This is a genomic window from Escherichia sp. E14V7 (genome assembly GCF_004212225.1).
Lineage (GTDB): Bacteria > Pseudomonadota > Gammaproteobacteria > Enterobacterales > Enterobacteriaceae > Escherichia.
Window position 1 is genome coordinate 14803 of sequence record NZ_RHJJ01000024.1, and the last position, 21269, is coordinate 36071.

The window sequence follows — 21269 nt, forward strand, 5'->3', positions numbered from 1 at the left end:
CCTGATGCGACGCTGACGCGTCTTATCAGGCCTACAAGATCCGAGCACAGAACCGTAGGCCGGATAAGGCGTTCACGCCGCATCCGGCAACCGTTGCCGGAACCGAAAACAACCATTCACCCCGCCCGTAAAAGCATTTTCATTTTTTCGCTGCGACAAAACTGACGCTTCACTTCCACCACCAGCGGATGGCGCGACAGCACAATCATCACTACAAACGCCAGCACGCCCGCGGCTATTTGCACCGCCAGCAGCATCCCCAGCGCCAGTTGCCCTTTCAGCACAATGCCCAGCGCATAACTGACCACCAGCGTCGGCAGCGAGAGATAAAACGGCAGCCACAAACTGAGGATGTACTGGCGATAACTGGAACCGAGCATCGGTTTAATCATCACGAAGTAACTCAGAATGGTGTTGATAATCTGCACCAGCAGGAAACCGAGCGTGACGCCGATTGCGCCCGCCATCTGCCCACCAATAACAATCGCCGGAATAAACAGAAATGTTTTGAATACGTTGAATTTAAAGCTGATATCGACCCGTGCTTTCGCCATCAGCAGCGAACCAATCGGGTTACCCACTGAGCGCAGCAGACCCACAATACACAGCAATTGCAGCACCGGAATAATGCTGTTCCACTTTTCGCCAAATACCAGCGGTACAAAGTTATTCGACACCACCATTAGCCCGAGCAGCGCCGGAAAGTTGATAATCCCCACCACCGACAGCAGCTTGTAGAAGTTAATACGTAGCTTTTCGGTGTCGTCCTGAATTTTGGCAAACGCCGGAAACAACACGCGGGTGATGATGGGGTTCAGCTTCATCGGTGGCACAACGGCCACGTTGTACGCCAGGTTGTATCCCCCTGCCACGCCCGCGCCGAGAATACGCGCCAGCACCAGCGTTGAAAGGTTGGTGTTGAGATAGTTGATGATGCTGTCCGCCGTCAGCCAGGCACCAAAGCGTAAGTTTGGTGCCACCGACGCCAGCGAGAAATGCAGACCGGGGCGATAAATTTTGCGGCCAAAGTAGCCAAATAGCAGCGTTCTTACCGCACTATTGACCAGATAACCGAGGATCGCGGTCATCGCCAGCGGCCAGAAATGGGCGCTAACCACCGTAAAAGTAAAGCCCGCCAGCACCGCGCTGGTTTCGATCATGCCGATTTTGTTGAACTCCAGCTCCTTCTGCATCAACGCGCGGAACTGCTGCCCGTGGGGGATCACCACAAACGCCAGCGACAATGTTTTAATCAACGGCGCCAGATCCGGGTTATTCAGCACGTCGCCGATGACATCACTCAACAGAAACACCGCCACGCACACCACGATCCCCAGCCCGACGTTCAGCCAGTACAGCGTGGTGAGTTCCAGGTGACTGATTTCTTTTCGCTGAATAATCGAGTTAGCGATACCGAAGTCAGAAAGCGTATCTGCCAGCGCGATGATCACCAGCGACACAGTCAGCAGGCCGAACTGGTGGTTATCGATAATCCGCGCCAACACGGTCATCTGCACCAGCCCGAGGCCGATGATGATCACCGTGGCAATCGCCGACCACTTCGCGCCGCTGATGGTTTTTTCACGTAAGCTCATATCAATATGCCGCTTTGTTAACGAATCCCTTGAATACCGTCAGGAAAACGATTTTGATATCGAACCAGACGCTCCATTCGCGGATGTACTCAAGGTCGAACTCGACGCGTTTTTCCATTTTCTCCAGTGTGTCGGTTTCGCCGCGCCAGCCGTTAATCTGCGCCCAACCGGTAATGCCCGGTTTCACCTTATGGCGCAGCATGTAGCCTTCAATGAGCTGGCGATACTGTTCGTTATGCGCCACCGCGTGTGGACGTGGCCCCACAATCGACATCCCGCCGGTCAGTACATTGATAAATTGCGGCAATTCATCCAGCGAGGTGCGGCGCAGAAAGTTCCCCACTTTGGTGACGCGCGGATCGTTCTGCGTCGCCTGAGTCACCACTTTGTCGTTCTCCATCACTTTCATGGAACGGAACTTCCACACTTTGATCGGCTTGCCATCCATGCCGTAACGAGTCTGGCGGAAAATGACCGGCCCAGGTGAACTCAGTTTCACCGCCAGCGCAATGCAGCACAGCACAGGGGAGATCAGCAGCAGGATAAGCGTCGCCAGCACAATGTCTTCCGCACGTTTGAGCAGGCGGTTAACCCCGGAAAGCGGCGTGTCATACAGCGGCACCACCGGAACGCCGTTCATATCTTCGATACGGGAATGAAGAATATTGAAGGTAAAAACATCGGGGATGAGCAGCACCGAACAGGTGGTATCCGCCAGTTGATGGACCAGTTTTTTCACTCGCGCGCCGTCGCACATTTGCATCGCGATATAGACGTTATGAATCTTGCCCGCTTTCGCATCCTCGACCAGCTGTTGCAGATTGCCCGCCCAGTCGTTAGAAACGCCGCCCGGTTTCGGGTCGTGGTACACACCCACCACTTCAAACCCTAACCACGGCTGATTACGGAAGCTCTCCATCAGCATTTGTCCGGCGGCTAAATCCCCTGCCACCGCGACCATGCGCTTGTTATAGCCATGATTACGCAACCAGCCCGCTCCAATGCGAATACACGAACGGCAAACCACCAGTCCGATACTGGTCAGCGCATACCACGCCAGCCAGATTTTCAGTTGCGTGTCGAAATCATTATTGAACGCCACCAGTCCGGCGCTGAAAATCACGCTTAACGTCCAGTTTTGTAGCAACAAGGCAAATTCTGTCGCTGCCCGAACACCGCGCCATGAGCGATAAAAATCGGTGATGCCGCCCAGCATCTGGAACACCACCAGCGTAATCAGCGCCACCAACAGGTGCATGTAGAGGAATGACAGTCCGCTCACTTCGCAAACCAGCCATAGTCCGGCAAACATGATGGTGATATCTGAAAAGCGTTGCACCATAGAGATTAACGATGCATTGGTTTTCGCTCGCTCGCGCTTTTTTAGATTTGTCATCGTTGTTCCTGTTTTTAGCCCCTTACCCGCAGTGGGGTAAGGGAAGATCCGACATTACTCGTTCAGCAACGTCAGCAGAGTTCGCGTTCGCGCTTCCATCAGCGGCACATCACCGCGCGATTCCACATTCAGGCGTACCACCGGTTCGGTGTTGGAAGAGCGCAGGTTAAAGCGCCAGTCGGCAAAGGTCATGCTGATGCCATCGGTGCGATCCACCGCCAGCGCCTCGCGGCTAAAGTGCTGTTCGACGCGGTTAATCGCCTCAACGGGTTGCACCAGTTTGCTGTTGATCTCACCGCTTGCCGGGAACGCCGCCATCCGGTCGCGCACCAGTTCGCCCAGCGTTTTTCCTTTCAGGCACACCAGTTCAGCGACCAGCAGCCACGGGATCATGCCGCTATCGCAGTAAGCAAAATCACGGAAATAGTGGTGGGCGCTCATTTCGCCACCGTAGATGGCGTCTTCCTTGCGCATACGTTCTTTAATAAAGGCGTGTCCGGTTTTCGACATCACCGGCGTGCCGCCTGCGGCAGTCACCACATCAACGGTGTTCCAGGAGAGACGCGGATCGTGGATGATCTTCGCGCCGGGATTTTTTTCGAGGAACGCTTCTGCCAGCAGACCGACAATGTAGTAGCCCTCGATAAACTGCCCTTTTTCGTCAAACAGGAAACAGCGGTCAAAATCGCCATCAAAGGCAATGCCCATATCCGCGCCGTGTTTGATGACCGCATTACGGGTGTCGTCGCGACATTCTGGCAGCAGCGGGTTAGGAATACCGTTGGGGAAATTGCCGTCCGGCGTGTTGTGCACTTTGATTAATTCCACAGGCGCGCCGAGGGCCTTAAAGCGGGCTTCGATGGCGTCCACCACCGGACCCGCAGCGCCGTTCCCGGAGTTGATCACCAGCTTGAGCGGCGTGAGGTTTTTGACGTTGATATAACCGAACAGGTGATCAACGTAAGCGTCACGCAGATTGATTTGCTGATAGCGACCGCGTTTGGTTTCATCGACGGGAGGAAAGTCGTTGGCTTCTGCCAGACGCTGGACGTCGCGCAGTCCGGTATCTCCGCTGATCGGGCGAGCCCCTTCGCGCACCAGTTTCATGCCGTTGTAATCCATCGGGTTATGGCTGGCGGTAACTTCAATGCCGCCATCCACGCCGAGATGGAACGTGGCGAAATAGATCTCTTCGGTGCCGGACATACCAATATCCAGCACGTCAACGCCCGCATCCTGTAAACCTTTTGCCAGCGCCAGTTTTAAGGTTTCGCTGGTGAGGCGGACATCACCGCCTAACACAATGGTTTTCGGTTTGAGAAATTCGCCATAAGCGCGACCAATGCGCCAGGCAATATTTTCATTCAGTTCTTCGCCTAATTTTCCACGAATATCATAGGCTTTAAAGCAGGTTAATTTTTTCATATCGTTACCCTTTTTCAGGCAATAGTTGGCCCTGACCGAAGCGGCCAATTTTGTTTTTGTCGTTATTTACATCGCGGTTTCGCATTCATTGCCTGATGCGACGCTGCCGCGTCTTATCAGGCCTACAAACCCGAACCGTAGGTCGGATAAGGCGTTCACGCCGCATCCGACAAACAGCGCCTGATGCGACGTTTACACCCGTCCGTAGCGATCCGCGAAGCGCACCACATCATCCTCTTCGAGATAAGAGCCGGAGCGCACTTCAATTAAATCGAGCGGAATTTTCCCCGGGTTTTCCAGGCAGTGCGTCGCCCCCAGTGGAATATAAATGGACTCGTTTTCACCAAGCAGTTTGATATCACCGTCAATGGTGACTTTTGCCGTTCCCGCGACAACCACCCAGTGTTCCGCGCGGTGATGGTGCATCTGTACTGACAAGCCTTCGCCCGGTTTCACGGTGATGCGTTTCACCTGATAGCGGTCGCCCGCGTCGATAGAGTCATATTTGCCCCACGGGCGATACACTTCGCGATGCACCCGATGCTCATGGCGCCCATCGGCCTTGATCTGCTCGACTACTTTTTTCACATCCTGCACCGCGTTACGGTCGGCAATCAGCACCGCATCTTTGGTCTGCACCACCACCAGATCTTTCACCCCGACGGTGGTGACCAGGCCAGATTCGGCGTACACATAGCTGTTTTCAGTTTTGTGATTAATCACATCGCCATGGCAAACGTTGCCCTCGGCGGTGTGGGCGCTGATCTCCCATAATGAAGACCAGGAACCGACATCGCTCCAGCCCGCATCCATCGGCACCACAACAGCATCTACCGTGCGTTCCATGACTGCGTAATCCACCGACTCTTCCGGGCAGGCGAGAAACGCTTCTTCATCCACACGAATAAAATCAAGATCCGGATCGACGGCGCTCATCGCTTTTTCACAGGCATCGAGAATATCCGGGCGATATTTTTTCAGTTCTTCGAGATAGCGTCCGGCGCGGAACAGGAACATGCCGCTGTTCCAGTAATATTCGCCGCTTGCCACATAGGCCTGCGCGGTTTCCAGATTTGGTTTTTCGACAAACTGCGCCACTTCAAAGGCCACCGTATCCTGCTCGCCCGCAGATACTTCACCGCGACGAATATAGCCATAACCGGTTTCAGGTAGATCCGGCACAATGCCGAAGGTCACCAGCTTGCCCGCTTCGGCATACGGCATGGCATTACGCACGGCGGCGCGGAACGCGTCTTCATCAGCAATCACATGATCCGCCGCCAGCACCAGCATTAACGGGTCGCTCTCCGGGCTATGACGTGTTGCCGCCAGCGCCGCCAGCGCAATGGCCGGTGCCGTGTTTCGCCCTGCCGGTTCAAGAATAATGTTCTCGGTGAGTTTGTTCAGTTGGCGCAACTGTTCCGCGACAATAAAGCGGTGCTGCTCATTGCAAATCACCACCGGGCTTTCGCACTCCACGCCTTTCAGGCGGCAGATGGTGGTTTGCAGCATGGTGAGATCGCCTTTCAGGCATAAAAACTGCTTGGGGTAAAGTACGCGGGAAAGCGGCCATAAGCGGCTACCGGAGCCACCTGCCATCACAACTGGATAGAGTTTCGACTGCGCCATAATTATCCCCGAATATCATTTATAAATTGACGTAACACGCTCTCTTTATCGAGCGTGCGTTCGGCATATTCACGTGCCACCGTGTTGTGTTTGGGCAACAGAAGCGCCTGACGAATCCCCGCCACCAGCGCCTCGACCGATTCCGGTTCTACGCAAACCGCAATGCCCGGAAAGGTTTCGCAAAGCTGTCCCAGTTCTGTGTGGGCTTCTGCAGTAATCACCGCGTTACCGCCTACCGCCAGAATATTGGTCAGTTTCGACGGCAATACGGCATCTGCCGCGCCACGTTTTTGCACCACCAGATGGCAATCGCCCATCTTCAGCAGTGCAGGTAAAGCGTCATACGATTGCAGCGGGAAAAATTGCATGTTGCGCAGTCCACGCTGCTGCGCCATTTTTTCCAGCCGCGCTTTGCCGCCGCCCTGCCCAACAATGGCAAAAATCAGCGGTTCATCACGCAGGCGATCGGCTGCTTCAATAACGTTTTCCAGCCCCTGCTTTTCACCAATATTGCCGGAGTAAAGAATGATTTTTTTGTTATCCGGCAGGCCAAGCTTGTTACGAAGGGTGTCAACATCGGCGTCTGCAACATGTTGAAAACGGGCAATTTCCGACCAGTTGGGGAAGAAGATGACATTTTCCGCCGCCACGCCTTTTTCGATGGCTTTATTCATCATCGAACGCGAAATCGTGGAGACGTTATCGACGTTATGCAATCCGCTACGTTCGAACGCCGTTGCCAGCTGTGCCACTTTGCCGACTTTGCCTTTTCCGGCAAGGCCCAGCCCCAGCATGGCATCCACTTCGTAATCCTGAATATGCAGCACGGTATGCGCACCAGAGAGTTTCGCCAGCAGGCGCATTCCCGGCGTGCAAAACAGCGTTGGCACCACGCCAATAATGCGATCCGGCTTCCAGCGACGTTGCGCCATCAGCGGAAAGAAACTGCTGACGGCAAAACTGCCGAGATGCAACAGGCGTTTCAGAGTGCTCGGCTGTTTTGGCACGTACAGCGGGCAGCGCCACACCGTGGCGGCCCCCTCTTCCCGTTTGTACCGCCAGGCGGAATAGTTCTCGCCCACCTGCCACTGCGGGTAGTAAGGCGGTGCGGTAATAACCCGCACCTCATGACCTTGTGCTGCCAGCCATTCCACCATCTCGCCGGTGTACTTGCCGATGCCGGTTAACTCCGGCGAGTAGTTAATGCCGTAGACCAGTATTTTCATAATCCGGGTACTCCGGCACGCTTCTCAGCGAGAAAATAGGCGCGGCTGTTAGCGTGAACATTGTCACTGGCGAGCAGCGCGTCCGGCGTCAGCCAGCGGTAATCGTCATGCTGCTCATCCGGCAGTAACAGCTCTTCTTCCGCTACTCTGATGCGAAAACCGAGCACCACATAGTGAGTGGTGAAATCCGTACCGGAGAAGTTATCGTCATAAAAGTGCTGCCAGACACCGTAAAACTGGCCTGCTGTTATCGGCAGACGCAGCCCCAGTTCCGCCATCGTCAGCCGCTCAAATGCGGCTTCCAGCGTTTCGTCTTTCTGCACGCGCCCTCCCGGCACAAACCAGTAACCCTGCGCCGGGCGGTTGGTTCTTTTGCCAAGCAGAAACTCGCCGCGACTGTTCTCGACAATAAAGTCGAGAGAGACAAGCGGTGTGGAGCGCACTACCGTGGCAAAGTCTTCCTGACGTAAAAACATCATTACCCCCGAAAGCGGTCTTGATTCTCAAGGAAGCACTGGTAAGTGCTGGCAAGCCCCGCTTCCAGTGAAATTTCGTGATACCAGCCAAGCTGATGCAGGCGCGTCACATCCAGCAGTTTGCGCGGCGTGCCATCCGGTTTGCTGGCATCAAAAACCACCCGACCTTTGTAACCCACCACTTTGGCGATGGTTTGCGCCAGCTCGCGGATAGTGCAGTCAACGCCCGTGCCGACGTTAATGTGCGACAGCATCGGCTGGGTATTTTCCAGCCAGACTTCGTGCGCCAGCTCCATCACGTGAATGCTCGCCGCCGCCATATCATCGACATGCAGAAATTCACGCATCGGTGTACCGCTGCCCCATACCACCACGTCCGGCGCATTCTGTTGCGTCGCCTCGTGGAAGCGACGCAGCAATGCAGGTATCACATGCGAATTACTCGGGTGGAAGTTGTCATGCGGGCCATACAGGTTGGTCGGCATGACTGAACGGTAATCTCGTCCGTACTGGCGATTGTAAGATTCGCACAGTTTGATCCCGGCGATTTTTGCAATAGCATAAGGCTCGTTAGTCGGCTCCAGCGTACCCTGCAACAGCTCGCTTTCTGCCATCGGTTGTTTTGCCAGTTTCGGGTAGATACAGGACGAACCGAGAAACAGCAGTTTGTTCACGTCGTTCTGATGCGCGGCGTGAATGATGTTGCTCTCAATCATCATGTTCTGGTAGATGAAATCCGCCGGATACGTGTTGTTGGCAACAATGCCGCCCACTTTCGCCGCCGCCAGATAGACCTGGTCAATGCGTTCGCTGGCAAAGAAATCATGCACCGCGCGGCTGTCCAGCAGATCCAGCTCGTCGCGGGTGCGTAATACCAGCTCCACATCACCGCGCTGTTCGAGCTGACGCCTGATGGCGGAACCAACCATCCCACGATGGCCAGCGATAAAGATTCGTTGTTTACGCATGTTTATGACTCCAGCGCGATCGCCACGTCGTAGCCGTGAGATTTCAGCAGAGAGTGTTTTTTCGCCGCTTCGAGGTCATTAGCCACCATTTCAGACACCATCTCTCTGAGGGTGATTTCCGGTTTCCAGCCCAGTTTTTCGTGCGCTTTGGTCGGGTCGCCGAGCAGCGTTTCAACTTCAGCCGGACGGAAGTAACGCGGGTCAACGGCGATAATCACATCGCCCGGTTTAACGCCCGGCGCGTCATGCCCGGTGACGGAAACCACAATGCCCTTCTCTTCAACGCCCGTGCCTTCAAAGCGCAGTTTGATGCCCAGCTGTGCTGCCGCCATTTCCACGAACTGACGCACGGAGTACTGAACGCCGGTGGCAATAACGAAATCTTCCGGTTGTTCCTGTTGCAGCATCATCCACTGCATTTTTACGTAGTCTTTGGCATGGCCCCAGTCACGCAGGGAGTCCATATTGCCGAGGTACAGGCACGACTCCAGCCCCTGGGCGATGTTGGCGATTGCGCGGGTGATTTTGCGGGTAACGAAGGTTTCGCCACGGCGCGGGGATTCATGGTTAAAGAGAATACCGTTACAGGCGTACATGCCGTAGGATTCGCGGTAGTTAACGGTGATCCAGTAGGCGTACAGTTTGGCGACCGCATACGGAGATCGCGGGTAGAACGGCGTGGTTTCTTTCTGCGGAATTTCCTGCACCAGACCGTACAGTTCAGAGGTGGAAGCCTGATAGAAACGGGTTTTCTTTTCCAGACCGAGGAAGCGGATCGCCTCGAGCAGGCGCAGCGTACCCATCGCATCGACGTCTGCGGTATATTCCGGTGACTCAAATGAAACCGCAACGTGGCTCATTGCGCCCAGGTTGTACACTTCATCCGGCTGCACTTCACGCAAAATACGCGTCAGGTTGGAGGTATCACTCAGGTCGCCATAATGCAGATGGAATTTCGGGTTGCAGGTGTGCGGATCCTGATAAATGTGATCCACGCGCTCGGTGTTGAATGACGATGCGCGACGCTTAATACCATGCACCTCGTAACCTTTTTCCAGCAGCAGTTCTGCCAGGTAAGAACCGTCTTGTCCGGTTACACCGGTGATGAGAGCGACTTTTGACATGTCTTATTCCTCTGTATTTTTTGAATTTATTCAGTTTCAACGCGTTCGCGTATCACCACTGCGGGATTCCCCCGGCAAACCGCATTTGCCGGAAGCGATTTAAAAACACTGCTTCGCGCCCCCACGACGGTGCCGTCGCCGATCGTGACGCCAGGAGCAACAAAGACATCGGTTGCCAGCCAGCATTTCTCGCCAATCACAATAGGCGTGGCGTTAATGGTGAAATGTTGACTTGCATGGTCGTGGCTACCGGTGCATAAATAACTTTTTTGCGATATCACCGAATGTGCGCCAATGGTTATTTCACCGAGGGTATATAAATTGACCTCATCGCCGACCCACGCGTAATCAGCTAAGGTTAATTTCCACGGATAGGTAATTTTTACTGACGGACGAATAACTACGTTTTTTCCTATTTTTGCACCGAATAAACGTAATAAAAAAGCCCGCCAGCGATACAATACTTGTGGCGACCAGGCAAATATTGTTGCCTGTACTGCCCACCACAATTGCACTTTAATAGCGTTGCTGCCCCGGAACCCTTTCGGCACCGAGAAACCGCTTAAATCTTGCATTGGTATTCCTTATATTCAGACTTTGTTATATAAGGCTTTAGTCTTACCTGTCGTACGTTGGCGTAAATGCCAGGATAATTCTGCCCAGAAGCCAGGCACATGTAATATCTGCCGTTGGACTTTTTTCGCGTCTGCACACAATTCCATATTATTGGTGGTTGATACTCCACCCATAGAAAATTCAGACACCAGGCCATTGAGTTTTTTAAATGCATAACCGGCTTTATACATTTTGGCCGCCAGCGCGTAATCGGAAGAAACTTTATATTCCAGATCATAACGCCATTTCTTCAAGCCGGACACCGGGAAAAATATCGCCTGATGACTGGCGGGCAGACTGTGGTAAATATACCAACCCGGTTTGGCGCTACGTTTAATTTTATGCCCGTCGCCAAAATCCAGCAGCGCATCGCCGGTGATCATCACGTTATCTTTTTGCATTTTTAACTTACGGACAAAATTTGCGGCATCCTGATGAAAAATATCGCCCGAGTTGAGAAACAGCGCGAACTTGCCTTGTGCCATCGCAATGCCTTTGTTCATGGCGTCGTAGATGCCGTTATCTGGCTCGCTGACAAAGCGTAGGTTATAGATACCATTGAGATTTTCCAGATACTCACGGGTGCCGTCGTTGGAACCGCCATCGACAACAATCCATTCGAAGCTGATATCTTCCGCCTGCGCCAGATGCGCCAGCGAGGCATGTGTTTTGACTATCCCTTCGAGGTTACGAAACGCGACAGTGATTATGCTAAGCAACATGTTCTTATTCTTACCTCGTAATATTTAACGCTTTTCGCAAAATAAACGGACAGACGATTAAAAATGCATATTCCGGACTAAATATCGAACCGGTAAAAAACAGCGACACCGGAGTAAAAAGATATAATTGCACGCGAAAATTGCGGTTATCACCAAAAGCGTTGATCATCATTTTTATCACTTTCCCCATGTACCACAGCGATAAAAACACTGCGAACCAGGAAAAATAAATAATCAGCAGATACAAACCATTGTCTATGGTTTTTCCGACATCCGCACCGTTAAATATTCCGAATGATGCGACATATTCATAAAGTGAGCCAAATCTGACTACACCGTCAATATGGGTCAAAGAATAACCGACCATCACCAGCGGACCGACAATACGATAATATGATGACGATCCTTCTGTACCTAAATCGCCCAGACGGGTGGAAATATAAGGAAACGCGATTACCACACCAACCAGGAATACAGCCAGAGAAATCAATGCTAACGGTAACTTTTTCTTAATCGCCTCTTCATTCAGATATTGGAACGCCCACTCCAGCAAATAAAACAGGATAAAGGTCATAACCCCTGAAAACGATCCGGATAATATTATTCCTGCGAGAATCATAGCATCTGTTTTAGGCGTTTTGATACCAAACTGTTTGATGCTGAGCCAAATTGAGATTAATGCCAGAGCGAAAAATGCCGGTTCGAAATAAAGTGCTGTCGTACGCTTACCGCCGAATTTAATGAAATTCAGTACATAGCTGTTGCTGTAAATCAGATATTTCGAAATCGACTCCATAATACTGCTGCCACCGGTGAGGATAATTTGCGCCATCTCCACTGCCGCCAGCGCCACCACCAGCCCGACCACCAGATAAAAGAAACGTAATATCTTGCGATGGTTGTGTGGCGAAATTGTTTTAAAACGAATACTCCACACCATGCCAATAATGATCACGATATAGACAAACAGCATGGTTGAAGTGACGTATTTACTGGCATCCAACGACTGACCAAACAGGTAGTTAAACGCCGTGAGTCCCGCGCCAATCCCTAAGGCAATCATCAATTTTTTAACGCTGATGCGTTCTAAAAACAGCAGTAACAAGACAGGTAAAAAAGTGACGATGGTAATAGGGAAACTTTCGCCAAGCTGGGCGATTTTGACGTTAACCAGCAGGTAGATCAGCGGCAGCAGCAGGTAGCTACAGATTCTGATAGAAGTTGACATACTCCTCCAGCATCTGTTGTCCACTGTAGGCGGCACGGCTGCGTTTGCTGAACTCAGCCAGCGTGGTACCAAATATCGCCTGCGCGATTTCCGGTTTGCTTAACTGGACCAGTTGCAGCACATCTTCTTCGCTGACGGTTTTACCACCGGATTTTTGCAGCACTTCCCGCGCCGCATCGCTATGGGTGGCGATCACCGGCACACCAATCGATAGCGCCTCACACAAAATCAGCGGGTAGTTATCGACGCGAGAACTGAATACCAGCGCATCCATCTGATTGAGCGCGCTCATCAACTTGCGCTTGTCAGTTTCAAAGCCGTGATTAACCACGTTGCCAGCGGTGAACGGCGAGAACTTACCAAAGGTATGCAGTTCGATTTTGTCGCCCAGCGCCATCATCTCGCGTACCAGTTGCTGGTTAGTTTTGCCGTCGTAACGCAGATCATGCGCCACCACCGCGATTTTCGGCTTGCCCTGGGTTTCGCGCACCGGAGGCAGATCCGCCAGAATCGCTTCGGTTGCCATATCAATGCCATTATTGATAATCCGGCAACGCCCTGGCCCGTACAGACTATTGAAAGCATCAGCCACATGCTGGCTGGGGGAAATAAACTGACAGCCCAGCGCCAGCATCTCACGGAATAACTGGCGTTTGCCCGCCACCAGCTGGTGCGCCCGATCAATCTTTACCGGCGGATAATTATTTAAGGTCGGGCATTTCTGGCAGCCCGTTTTCCAGCCTTCACAACCGTCGGTAAAGGCGCAGCGCCCGGTTACACTCCAGTGATCGTGCAGCGTCCAGACCAGCGTGACGTCCGGTTTATGGTTTTTCACCTTTTCGCAAAAGCGCACCACGCTCTTAAGATTTAGCCAGTAGCTGTGCAGCACATGAAAATGAAGGACCACCGGACCCGCTGTGCGAGTAATGGTGCGATATAACTCATTGAAATTGCCAAACAGATCGCGATTAAACAGACGAAACAGGGCAATGTTCGCCATCGCGGTCATCCGCGGCGTATGCTTGATTACCTGCGGATAATTCTGATGGCTGACGCTCTCTTTGCCGCCTTTGCCGTAGCCGTAGACAAAATGTGACGCCAGCCCCTGTTGCAGCGCGCGCTGGTGGAGATCTAACGCCACACCTGCCGCCCCGCCTTCCGCCAGTCGCACATTAAATTGCAGAATATTCATTTAATTACCTTCACTCGCGCTTTTTCTCCCACCACCAGCGCGTTATCCGGGACAGAGTCGAGCACCACGCTGCCCGCGCCCACGGTGACGTTGTTACCAAGCGTGATATCACCAAGAATAATGACGTTGGCACCGAGTTCGACGCCGTTGCCAATGTGTGGACATGCCATGTTATCGGCACCACGATTGCCGATAGTGACGCCGTGGCGAATGGTGAAATCATCCCCCGCTACCACGTTTTTATTGATCACTACGGCGTAACCGTGATGGATAGTGAAACGGCGACCAATGGTTGCGGCGGCCTGGATTTCATAACCGAAAAAGCATTCGGTGATAATGCGATACAGCACCAGCAGCGGAGCCGCCCACAGATTGTTGAGAACGTTCTTTTTGCGCCACACTGAACAAAAATGAGCGACGCGATAGGCAAGAACCATGCAGCACGGGCGTAAACTCCAGCTGTTGGTGCGCAGATCTTCCAGCATCTTTAGCGCCCCCGAATACCATCAGCCAGACGTTTGCCGTTACGCACCGACAGCAGCGTCAACAAGGTGCGCCAGGTCATACGTTTATTGCGGATCTGGTAGAGGGTAAACAGCTGATATTTTTTGCTGGCACGGTCGAATTTGTCTTTGTGCTTGCGGTAAAAGTGGAAGTACCCGGAGAATTTTTTCGGTGACGAGGTGATCTGCATTTCGCCGTGATTGATATGCAGGATCTGCGTCGCCTCTTCCACTTTCCACGGTTCGCCGTACTCCACCACCATCCGCAGGAAGATGTCGTAATCCTGTGCTGCTTTCAGTTCGGTATCGAACAAGCACTCTTTGAAACGCCATGCCCAGGTAAAGACCTGGTTGCCAATGATATTGCGTTTGTAGAACAGGCGGCGTGAATACGGCGATTTGGGATACAGCGGCAAACTTGCCGGTTGGGAATAGACTTCGCCCTGGCAAACGTAGTCGTTAGCGTACAAAAAGGCGTGAGTGACCAGTTGCTGTTTATGGGCGAGGAAGACGCTCAGACGGTTGGGTGTCCATTCATCATCATCATCGATCCCGGTGATGTATTCCCCTTGCGCCAGCATAATCGCCTGGTTACGTACCGCGCACGCCCCGCTGTTAATGTCGTTGTGAATGTAAGTGATACGCGGATCGTTGAGGGCGGTGACGTATTGTTGCAGCTGTTCCCAGGAGGTGGAGCAATCATCGACGATGATCATCTCCCAGTTGTTGTAGTCCTGCCGCAGGACCGATTTTATCGCCCGAATCGCCAGTTGTTGGCGGTTCCAGGTTGGCATATAGATTGAGATCAGCGGATTATCTTTCATAGGTTGTTCTCCCGGCTTATGAGCTGGTTTGCTTGCCGGATGCGGCGTGAACGCCTTATCCGGCCTACGGGGCGGTGCGAATGCAGGCGTCGTTATTTCGCATCCGACTTATATTCGTATTCGTAATAGCCATAATCCTGATACGCGCTGGCGCGGCGGAAGATGGAGTTCAGAATCACCCCTTTCACCGGAATACCGTTTTGCTCAAAGCGGCTCAGACTGGTTTCCACTTCTTTCAATGTGTTGACCGCATAACGCGCCACCATTAACGTGGTTCCAGCGTGACGCCCGACAATTGCTGCATCGGTCACTGCCAGAATCGGCGGCGTATCAATCAACACCAGGTCGTAATTTTTACTCGCCCAGTTCACCAATTCGGCAAAGCGTTCGCTCATCAACAGTTCAGAAGGATTTGGCGGCACCTGACCGCGCGGGATCAGGTCAAATTTGGCAATAGAGGTCGGTTTAGCTGCGGTAGTAATATCGCCCTGACCAATCAGAATTTCCGACAGGCCATTGACGTTATTGGTGCCCAACAGCTCATGGGTGTAGCCTTTGCGCATATCACAGTCGATCAACAACACCCGTTTATTGGTCTGGCTGATCACCGCCGCCAGGTTGGCGCAGACAAAGGTTTTACCGATTGACGGGCTAACCCCGGTCATCATCAACACATTGTTCTGTGCCTGCATCATCGCGAAGTGCAAACTGGTACGCAGACTGCGGATGGCTTCAATCGCCAGATCGGTTGGATTCCCTACCGCCAGTAGCTGACTCTGCTTATAGCGTTTAACCCCTTTGATGGTTTTGACGCTATCGCGCGCTTTCTGCCATTCCGACAGCGGGATGCTGGCATAGACGCTAATACCGTGTTCTTCCAGCACCTGCGGGCTTTCGATGCCGCGATTAAACAACGAGCGCAGCAGTACACCCACGATAGAGAGCATCAGGCCAAGGATAATCGCGCCGAGGATAATCAGCCCTTTCTTCGGTTTCAGCACACCAGGCTGGGTGATTGCCGGGTCAACAATGCGCACATCGCCGACGGTGCTGGCTTCGGTGATTTTCAGCTCCTGCTCTTTATTCAGCAGTTGCATATACACCTGCTGACCAGACTCGACATCGCGGGTCAGGCGCACAATTTCCTGCTGAGTTTTCGGCATCGCCGTTACGCGACCATTAAGTTTGGCTTTTTCGTCTTCCAGCGCCTGACGTTTCTCCAGCAGCGTGCGGTACGCCGGATGAACTTTGGTGAACAGCTTGGAGATTTCCGCCTCTTTAAAGGTCAGTTCGTTCAGCTGCGCGTCGATGTTCACCATCGAATCGAGCACCGCTTTTGCTTCCAGCGGCAGATCAACAGAATCTTTATCCTGACGGAAGGCATTCAGTTTGTTTTCGGCGACATCAAGGCGGCTGCGTACTTCTGGTAACTGTTGCGCGAGGAAGGCGAGGCTTTTCGACGCTTCCGCCGATTTGCGCTCAATATTTTGTTCCTGATAGTTACGGGCGATGCTGTTAAGAATGTCGCGGATCTGTTCGCGATCTTCACCGGTATAAGTCAGGCTCAGTACGCCTGCGTCTTTGCCGTTCTCCGTTACCGTCAGGCTGTTTTGCAGTTGGTTGATCATCCCCAGCGTGGAGTATTTGGTGACGGTAAACTCACTGCCCGGGCTGGCGTGAATGGCTTCAACCATCAGCGTGACGCCTTCTTTTTTCAACATCTGGCCCGCTTGCCCACGGGCGCTAAAGCCGCCATCACTGCTCAGGGTGTAGTTTTTATCATCCAGCACATTAAGCGTAAACACCTGATCCGCCATCTCTTTCGGGCGGTTAAAGGTTGTCACTTTCACCGTCTCGTTCTGACGTCCCATCAGGCGATCCCAGCCCGCACCGAAAATCGGGAACGTGTTTTTGCTAACCGCAATATCGAGGTCGAGATCGTCCACCGTTTTACCAAGCACCAGACGCGAACGAATCAACTGGATCTCGGCGTCAGATGCAGGCGGTTTGTTGGCTAACGCCGAGCCGATATCCTGCACCAGCGAATTGCCGCTGCTTTGCTCGATTTGTACCAGTGCGTCGGCACTGTATATCGGCGTGGCGAAGAAGGTGTAAACCACAGCACAGAGGGCGAATACGGCGGTGATGCCAATCACCCACCAGCGCGCTTCAATGACGGTGCCGACCAGGCGACCAATATCGATTTCATCACTGCCCGTTACCGGAGCGGCATGTTGTTTTACTTTTTCTGTCATTCTTATACCTGCTCTGCGTTCAATGCCTGCGCCCACTGGCGGGCAGACCGTTCAAGTAATGTGTACACCGCTGCAAACGTTTCCCGGCTTTTGCGATACGGATCGGGGATTTCACATTCGTTATCCCAGTGACCAAACAGCATCACTTTGCCGCGCATCTCAGGTGCCATCTCGCATAAGCGTTCGATATGGCGCTTTTCCATGGTCAAAATCAGGTCATAGTTGCGACACAGGCGGCGGCTGATTTGCCGTGCACAGTGACCTTCCAGAGACAGTTGATGTTCTGCGGCGACGCTGATAGCGGTAGGATCTGCGCCCTTACCGACCAGCGCGCCGAGTCCAGCGGACTCCACTTTCAGCTCCGGGTGATAACGTTGCAGTAAGCGTTCCGCCGTCGGGGAACGGCAAATATTGCCGACACAGACAACTAAGATGTTGTTAAACATGACGATTACCAGTTATGAATGTCGCTGGCTGTATCCGTCATGTAACGGACACCGCTAATAGTTGGCAGCAACTGATTGATCAGACGGTTCCAGCGGGAAACCGGGGCGGTGGTGACATACACCACGTCATAAGGTTGCAGGCGGAATTCTGTCGCCATCACCAGCGACGTGGCATCGGACATATCCAGCTGGTAGATATTGGCAATCTTGCCGTTACGCCCGCCCTCGCCTTTCAGCGGACGAATGACAAAGATGCCGCTGGCGTTGGAGGTGGTCATGTCGATGCCTTCAGCATTGCCCAGGGCTTCAGTCAGGGTCATGCCGCTAAAGTCCATTTTCAGGGTGCTCTGTTTCTTCACTTCACCCATCACAAACACTTTCAGATCATCATTACGCGGCACGTAGAGAATATCGCCGGGGTAAAGCAGTCGGTTCTGATTGAGGTCGCCGTTTTGCATCAGCGCCTGCAAAGAAATGCGCTCTTCACGACCATTGTGTGTTAGCACCACGTTGCGCCAGTCAGCGGTGTCGGTCAGGCCACCTGCGGCGTTGATGGCGTCGAGAATGGTCAGTGGTACGTTGGTGATCGCCTGTTGACCGGATTTATTCACCTGACCGGAGATATAGGCCTTTTGTGAGCGGAAGGCGGCGATATTAACGTCCACCTGCGGGTCAGCGATGTACGTCGCTAAGCGCCCGGTAATATCACTGCGGATTTCAGCGAGCGTTTTCCCCACGACGTGAACCTTGCCGATATACGGGTAGAACATAGTGCCGTCAGGCTGTACCCAGTTGCCGGTGTCGCTGGAGCTGCGGTACTGACCGGCTGGCGTGGTGAGTTCCGGGTGATCCCAGACGGTGACATTAAGAACGTCCCCCGGCCCGACGCGATACTGGTAATTCGCGATCTCACTTTCCAGAGTCATATTGGGGCGCGCTACGTTGGGTCGTGGGCGTAATTGGTCAATCAGGCGCGGGGTCAACGGATAAACATTCACCATTTTGTCGAGATCAAAATCAGCGTCCTGCTGTTTGATGACGTCTTTCCCCATCGTCGACATATTGCTGCCCGGAAGTACTGTGCAACCGCTTATCAAGGTTACTGACACCAATAATGGCATCAATTTCATTTTGGATTTCATCATTGTTTATTTATCACTTTGGCAGAGTAATTATCCTGTGCACTATTAATAGCAATGTCGCCATGCACATTTACCTTGCAGTTAATTGAATAAAAATTTAACTGGCATCAGTCCTAAAAAAATTGATTTCATCCGCAGGCTATTGACAGAATAATTCAGACTGGTCTTTCAGGCATCCAGACACGCTACCGCCCCTGGCTTTTTAGCTACCAATACACTGATTTAGTTTAGATTTTCTAACTCTTTCATCATGCGGTTGTTTATGAAAAAGCGTTATTGCGTGAATTAATTTTCCAGATATAAGGCGGCATTATGGTATTTGAATATTGGCGTTCCAATAATGCAGGAGGAAGTGTTACAGCTAACGGAATAGCAGGCAAGGTAACAATTCGGCAATTGGCTATTTTTAAGAATTATATTAAGTGTCATTCAATATGGTTTTTAGGAGTTTCTTTAGGTTGACAATATTTAATACAGTGTCTCCACATGCGATATTTCTTAAATAATGTTTTATTATTACCACTTTTAATTCAGGGATAATGTGAGATTATTACCCTCAAATAATATGAGATAAATAGTGCCGCAACATTGCATTTTTGCCCTGATTTATCCATGATCGAATTGTGACATTTGTCATACAACGAATAGGTTTTGTACTTACTATGGAATGGATTGCCGATCCGTCTATCTGGGCCGGGTTAATCACGCTGATTGTGATCGAACTGGTCCTCGGCATTGATAACCTGGTCTTTATTGCCATCCTCGCCGAAAAACTACCGCCGAAGCAGCGTGACCGCGCACGGGTTACCGGGCTGCTGCTGGCGATGTTAATGCGCCTGTTACTGCTGGCGTCAATCTCCTGGCTGGTCACCCTGACTCAACCACTGTTCAGCTTCCGCTCGTTTACCTTTAGCGCCCGCGACTTAATCATGCTGTTTGGTGGTTTCTTCCTGTTGTTCAAAGCCACGATGGAGCTGAACGAACGGCTGGAAGGGAAAGACAGCAATAACCCCACACAACGCAAAGGTGCGAAGTTCTGGGGCGTGGTGACGCAAATTGTGGTGCTGGACGCCATCTTCTCACTCGACTCGGTGATTACCGCCGTCGGGATGGTCGACCATTTACTGGTCATGATGGCCGCCGTCGTTATCGCTATCAGCCTGATGCTGATGGCCAGCAAACCGTTAACCCAGTTCGTTAATAGCCATCCGACCATCGTCATACTCTGCTTAAGTTTCCTGTTGATGATTGGCTTTAGCCTGGTGGCGGAAGGTTTCGGATTCGCCATTCCGAAGGGCTATTTGTACGCTGCCATTGGTTTCTCGGTGATGATCGAGGCGCTCAATCAGTTGGCTATCTTTAACCGGCGACGTTTTCTTTCCGCTAACCAGACGCTGCGCCAGCGGACTACCGAAGCGGTAATGCGCCTGTTAAGCGGACAAAAAGAAGATGCGGAACTGGACGCCGAAACCGCGTCCATGCTGGTGGATCATGGTAACCAGCAGATCTTTAATCCGCAGGAACGGCGGATGATTGAGCGGGTACTTAATCTTAACCAGCGTACCGTCAGCAGCATTATGACGTCGCGCCACGATATTGAGCATATCGATCTCAACGCGCCGGAAGAAGAAATCCGCCAGTTGCTGGAGCGAAATCAGCATACGCGGCTGGTCGTTACCGACGGTGATGACGCAGAAGATTTGCTCGGTGTTGTTCACGTTATCGACTTGCTACAACAGTCACTGCGCGGCGAACCGCTCAACCTGCGGGTGTTGATTCGCCAGCCGCTGGTGTTCCCGGAAACCTTGCCGTTGTTACCAGCCCTGGAGCAGTTCCGTAATGCCCGCACGCACTTTGCTTTTGTGGTGGATGAGTTTGGCTCGGTGGAAGGGATTGTGACATTAAGTGACGTCACTGAAACCATTGCCGGTAACTTACCGAACGAAGTGGAAGAGATCGACGCCCGCCATGATATTCAGAAGAATGCGGACGGTTCCTGGACGGCGAATGGTCATATGCCGCTGGAAGATCTGGTGCAATATGTGCCGCTGCCGCTGGATGAAAAACGTGAATATCACACCATTGCCGGGCTATTGATGGAATATTTGCAGCGTATTCCAAAACCTGGCGAAGAAGTTCAGGTGGGGGATTATTTGCTTAAAACGTTGCAGGTGGAAAGCCATCGTGTGCAGAAGGTGCAGATTATTCCGCTGCGTAAGGATGGCGAGATGGAGTACGAGGTGTGATGGCATGTAGGCCTGATAAGACGCGTAAAGCGTCGCATCAGGCGTTTCGTTCAACCGGGAGAGTATGTGACATTGAAGGCTGTTCCGTTCACTTTATGTTCCTCGCTACTATGGAACGCTCAAGTCGGTGAACGTGCCAGGGTGGCTCAATCGCCACCACCCTGGCAACCCGGGCTCCCGGCGGTAAATCGCCGCTGGCGCGGTCCCCTCATCTTATTCCTTTCGGCTATCGGGTACGGGCGCGAGGTAACATATAT

The 21269-nt window shown here is 52.4% G+C and carries 18 protein-coding genes; 1 reads left to right on the forward strand and 17 read right to left on the reverse strand.

What is annotated here, in order from left to right; genetic code table 11:
• Window positions 1-116: 116 nt before the first annotated feature.
• The 17 genes from wzxC to wza form a co-directional block, all read right to left on the reverse strand.
• A complete protein-coding gene (gene wzxC, locus D9741_RS22145) occupies window positions 117-1595 on the reverse strand; it encodes a colanic acid undecaprenyl disphosphate flippase WzxC (protein WP_130219642.1) in 1479 nt (492 codons plus the stop codon).
• Between the two features lies 1 nt (window position 1596).
• The gene (wcaJ, locus tag D9741_RS22150) at window positions 1597-2991 is read right to left on the reverse strand and encodes an undecaprenyl-phosphate glucose phosphotransferase (RefSeq protein ID WP_130219640.1); all 1395 of its coding nucleotides are present in this window, start codon (window positions 2989-2991) and stop codon (window positions 1597-1599) included.
• A gap of 54 nt (window positions 2992-3045) precedes the next feature.
• Window positions 3046-4416 (reverse strand): colanic acid biosynthesis phosphomannomutase CpsG, encoded by a 1371-nt coding sequence (gene cpsG / locus D9741_RS22155; protein ID WP_130219638.1) that lies wholly within the window; start codon window positions 4414-4416, stop codon window positions 3046-3048.
• Window positions 4417-4608: 192 nt separating this feature from the next.
• On the reverse strand, window positions 4609-6045 hold the full coding sequence (gene cpsB / locus D9741_RS22160) for a mannose-1-phosphate guanyltransferase (protein WP_130219636.1): 1437 nt from the start codon (window positions 6043-6045) through the stop codon (window positions 4609-4611).
• 2 nt (window positions 6046-6047) lie between these two features.
• Entirely contained in the window at window positions 6048-7271 is a 1224-nt protein-coding gene (gene wcaI / locus D9741_RS22165; protein ID WP_130219634.1) for a colanic acid biosynthesis fucosyltransferase WcaI, read from the reverse strand.
• Window positions 7268-7747, reverse strand: a complete 480-nt coding sequence (gene gmm, locus D9741_RS22170; RefSeq protein ID WP_130219647.1) for a GDP-mannose mannosyl hydrolase — start codon at window positions 7745-7747, stop codon at window positions 7268-7270. Before gmm ends, wcaI begins: the two co-directional genes overlap by 4 nt.
• Window positions 7748-7749: 2 nt before the next feature.
• The gene (fcl, locus tag D9741_RS22175) at window positions 7750-8715 is read right to left on the reverse strand and encodes a GDP-L-fucose synthase (protein ID WP_130219632.1); all 966 of its coding nucleotides are present in this window, start codon (window positions 8713-8715) and stop codon (window positions 7750-7752) included.
• A gap of 2 nt (window positions 8716-8717) precedes the next feature.
• Window positions 8718-9839, reverse strand: coding sequence for a GDP-mannose 4,6-dehydratase (gmd, locus tag D9741_RS22180; protein ID WP_000048207.1), 1122 nt, complete (start codon window positions 9837-9839; stop codon window positions 8718-8720).
• A 26-nt stretch (window positions 9840-9865) separates the two neighbouring features.
• Entirely contained in the window at window positions 9866-10414 is a 549-nt protein-coding gene (gene wcaF, locus D9741_RS22185) for a colanic acid biosynthesis acetyltransferase WcaF (protein ID WP_130219630.1), read from the reverse strand.
• Window positions 10415-10429: 15 nt separating this feature from the next.
• Window positions 10430-11176, reverse strand: a complete 747-nt coding sequence (wcaE, locus tag D9741_RS22190; RefSeq protein ID WP_095784855.1) for a colanic acid biosynthesis glycosyltransferase WcaE — start codon at window positions 11174-11176, stop codon at window positions 10430-10432.
• 10 nt (window positions 11177-11186) lie between these two features.
• A complete protein-coding gene (wcaD, locus tag D9741_RS22195; RefSeq protein ID WP_130219628.1) occupies window positions 11187-12404 on the reverse strand; it encodes a colanic acid polymerase WcaD in 1218 nt (405 codons plus the stop codon).
• Window positions 12379-13596, reverse strand: a complete 1218-nt coding sequence (wcaC, locus tag D9741_RS22200) for a colanic acid biosynthesis glycosyltransferase WcaC (RefSeq protein ID WP_130219625.1) — start codon at window positions 13594-13596, stop codon at window positions 12379-12381. Before wcaC ends, wcaD begins: the two co-directional genes overlap by 26 nt.
• Entirely contained in the window at window positions 13593-14081 is a 489-nt protein-coding gene (gene wcaB, locus D9741_RS22205) for a colanic acid biosynthesis acetyltransferase WcaB (protein ID WP_000888756.1), read from the reverse strand. Before wcaB ends, wcaC begins: the two co-directional genes overlap by 4 nt.
• A gap of 2 nt (window positions 14082-14083) precedes the next feature.
• Window positions 14084-14923 carry a colanic acid biosynthesis glycosyltransferase WcaA gene (gene wcaA, locus D9741_RS22210; protein ID WP_000654487.1) on the reverse strand — a complete coding sequence of 280 codons (840 nt, stop codon included), beginning with the start codon at window positions 14921-14923 and terminating at the stop codon, window positions 14084-14086.
• Between the two features lie 92 nt (window positions 14924-15015).
• The gene (gene wzc / locus D9741_RS22215) at window positions 15016-17178 is read right to left on the reverse strand and encodes a tyrosine-protein kinase Wzc (RefSeq protein ID WP_130219623.1); all 2163 of its coding nucleotides are present in this window, start codon (window positions 17176-17178) and stop codon (window positions 15016-15018) included.
• Window positions 17179-17180: 2 nt separating this feature from the next.
• Complete coding sequence (gene wzb, locus D9741_RS22220) at window positions 17181-17624, reverse strand: low molecular weight protein-tyrosine-phosphatase Wzb (RefSeq protein WP_000482901.1); 444 nt, start codon at window positions 17622-17624, stop codon at window positions 17181-17183.
• 5 nt (window positions 17625-17629) lie between these two features.
• Window positions 17630-18769, reverse strand: a complete 1140-nt coding sequence (gene wza, locus D9741_RS22225) for a polysaccharide export protein Wza (RefSeq protein ID WP_000978094.1) — start codon at window positions 18767-18769, stop codon at window positions 17630-17632.
• Between the two features lie 659 nt (window positions 18770-19428).
• On the opposite strand from wza, the gene D9741_RS22230 reads away from it, so the two are divergent.
• On the forward strand, window positions 19429-21012 hold the full coding sequence (locus D9741_RS22230; RefSeq protein WP_130219644.1) for a TerC family protein: 1584 nt from the start codon (window positions 19429-19431) through the stop codon (window positions 21010-21012).
• Window positions 21013-21269 lie beyond the last annotated feature (257 nt).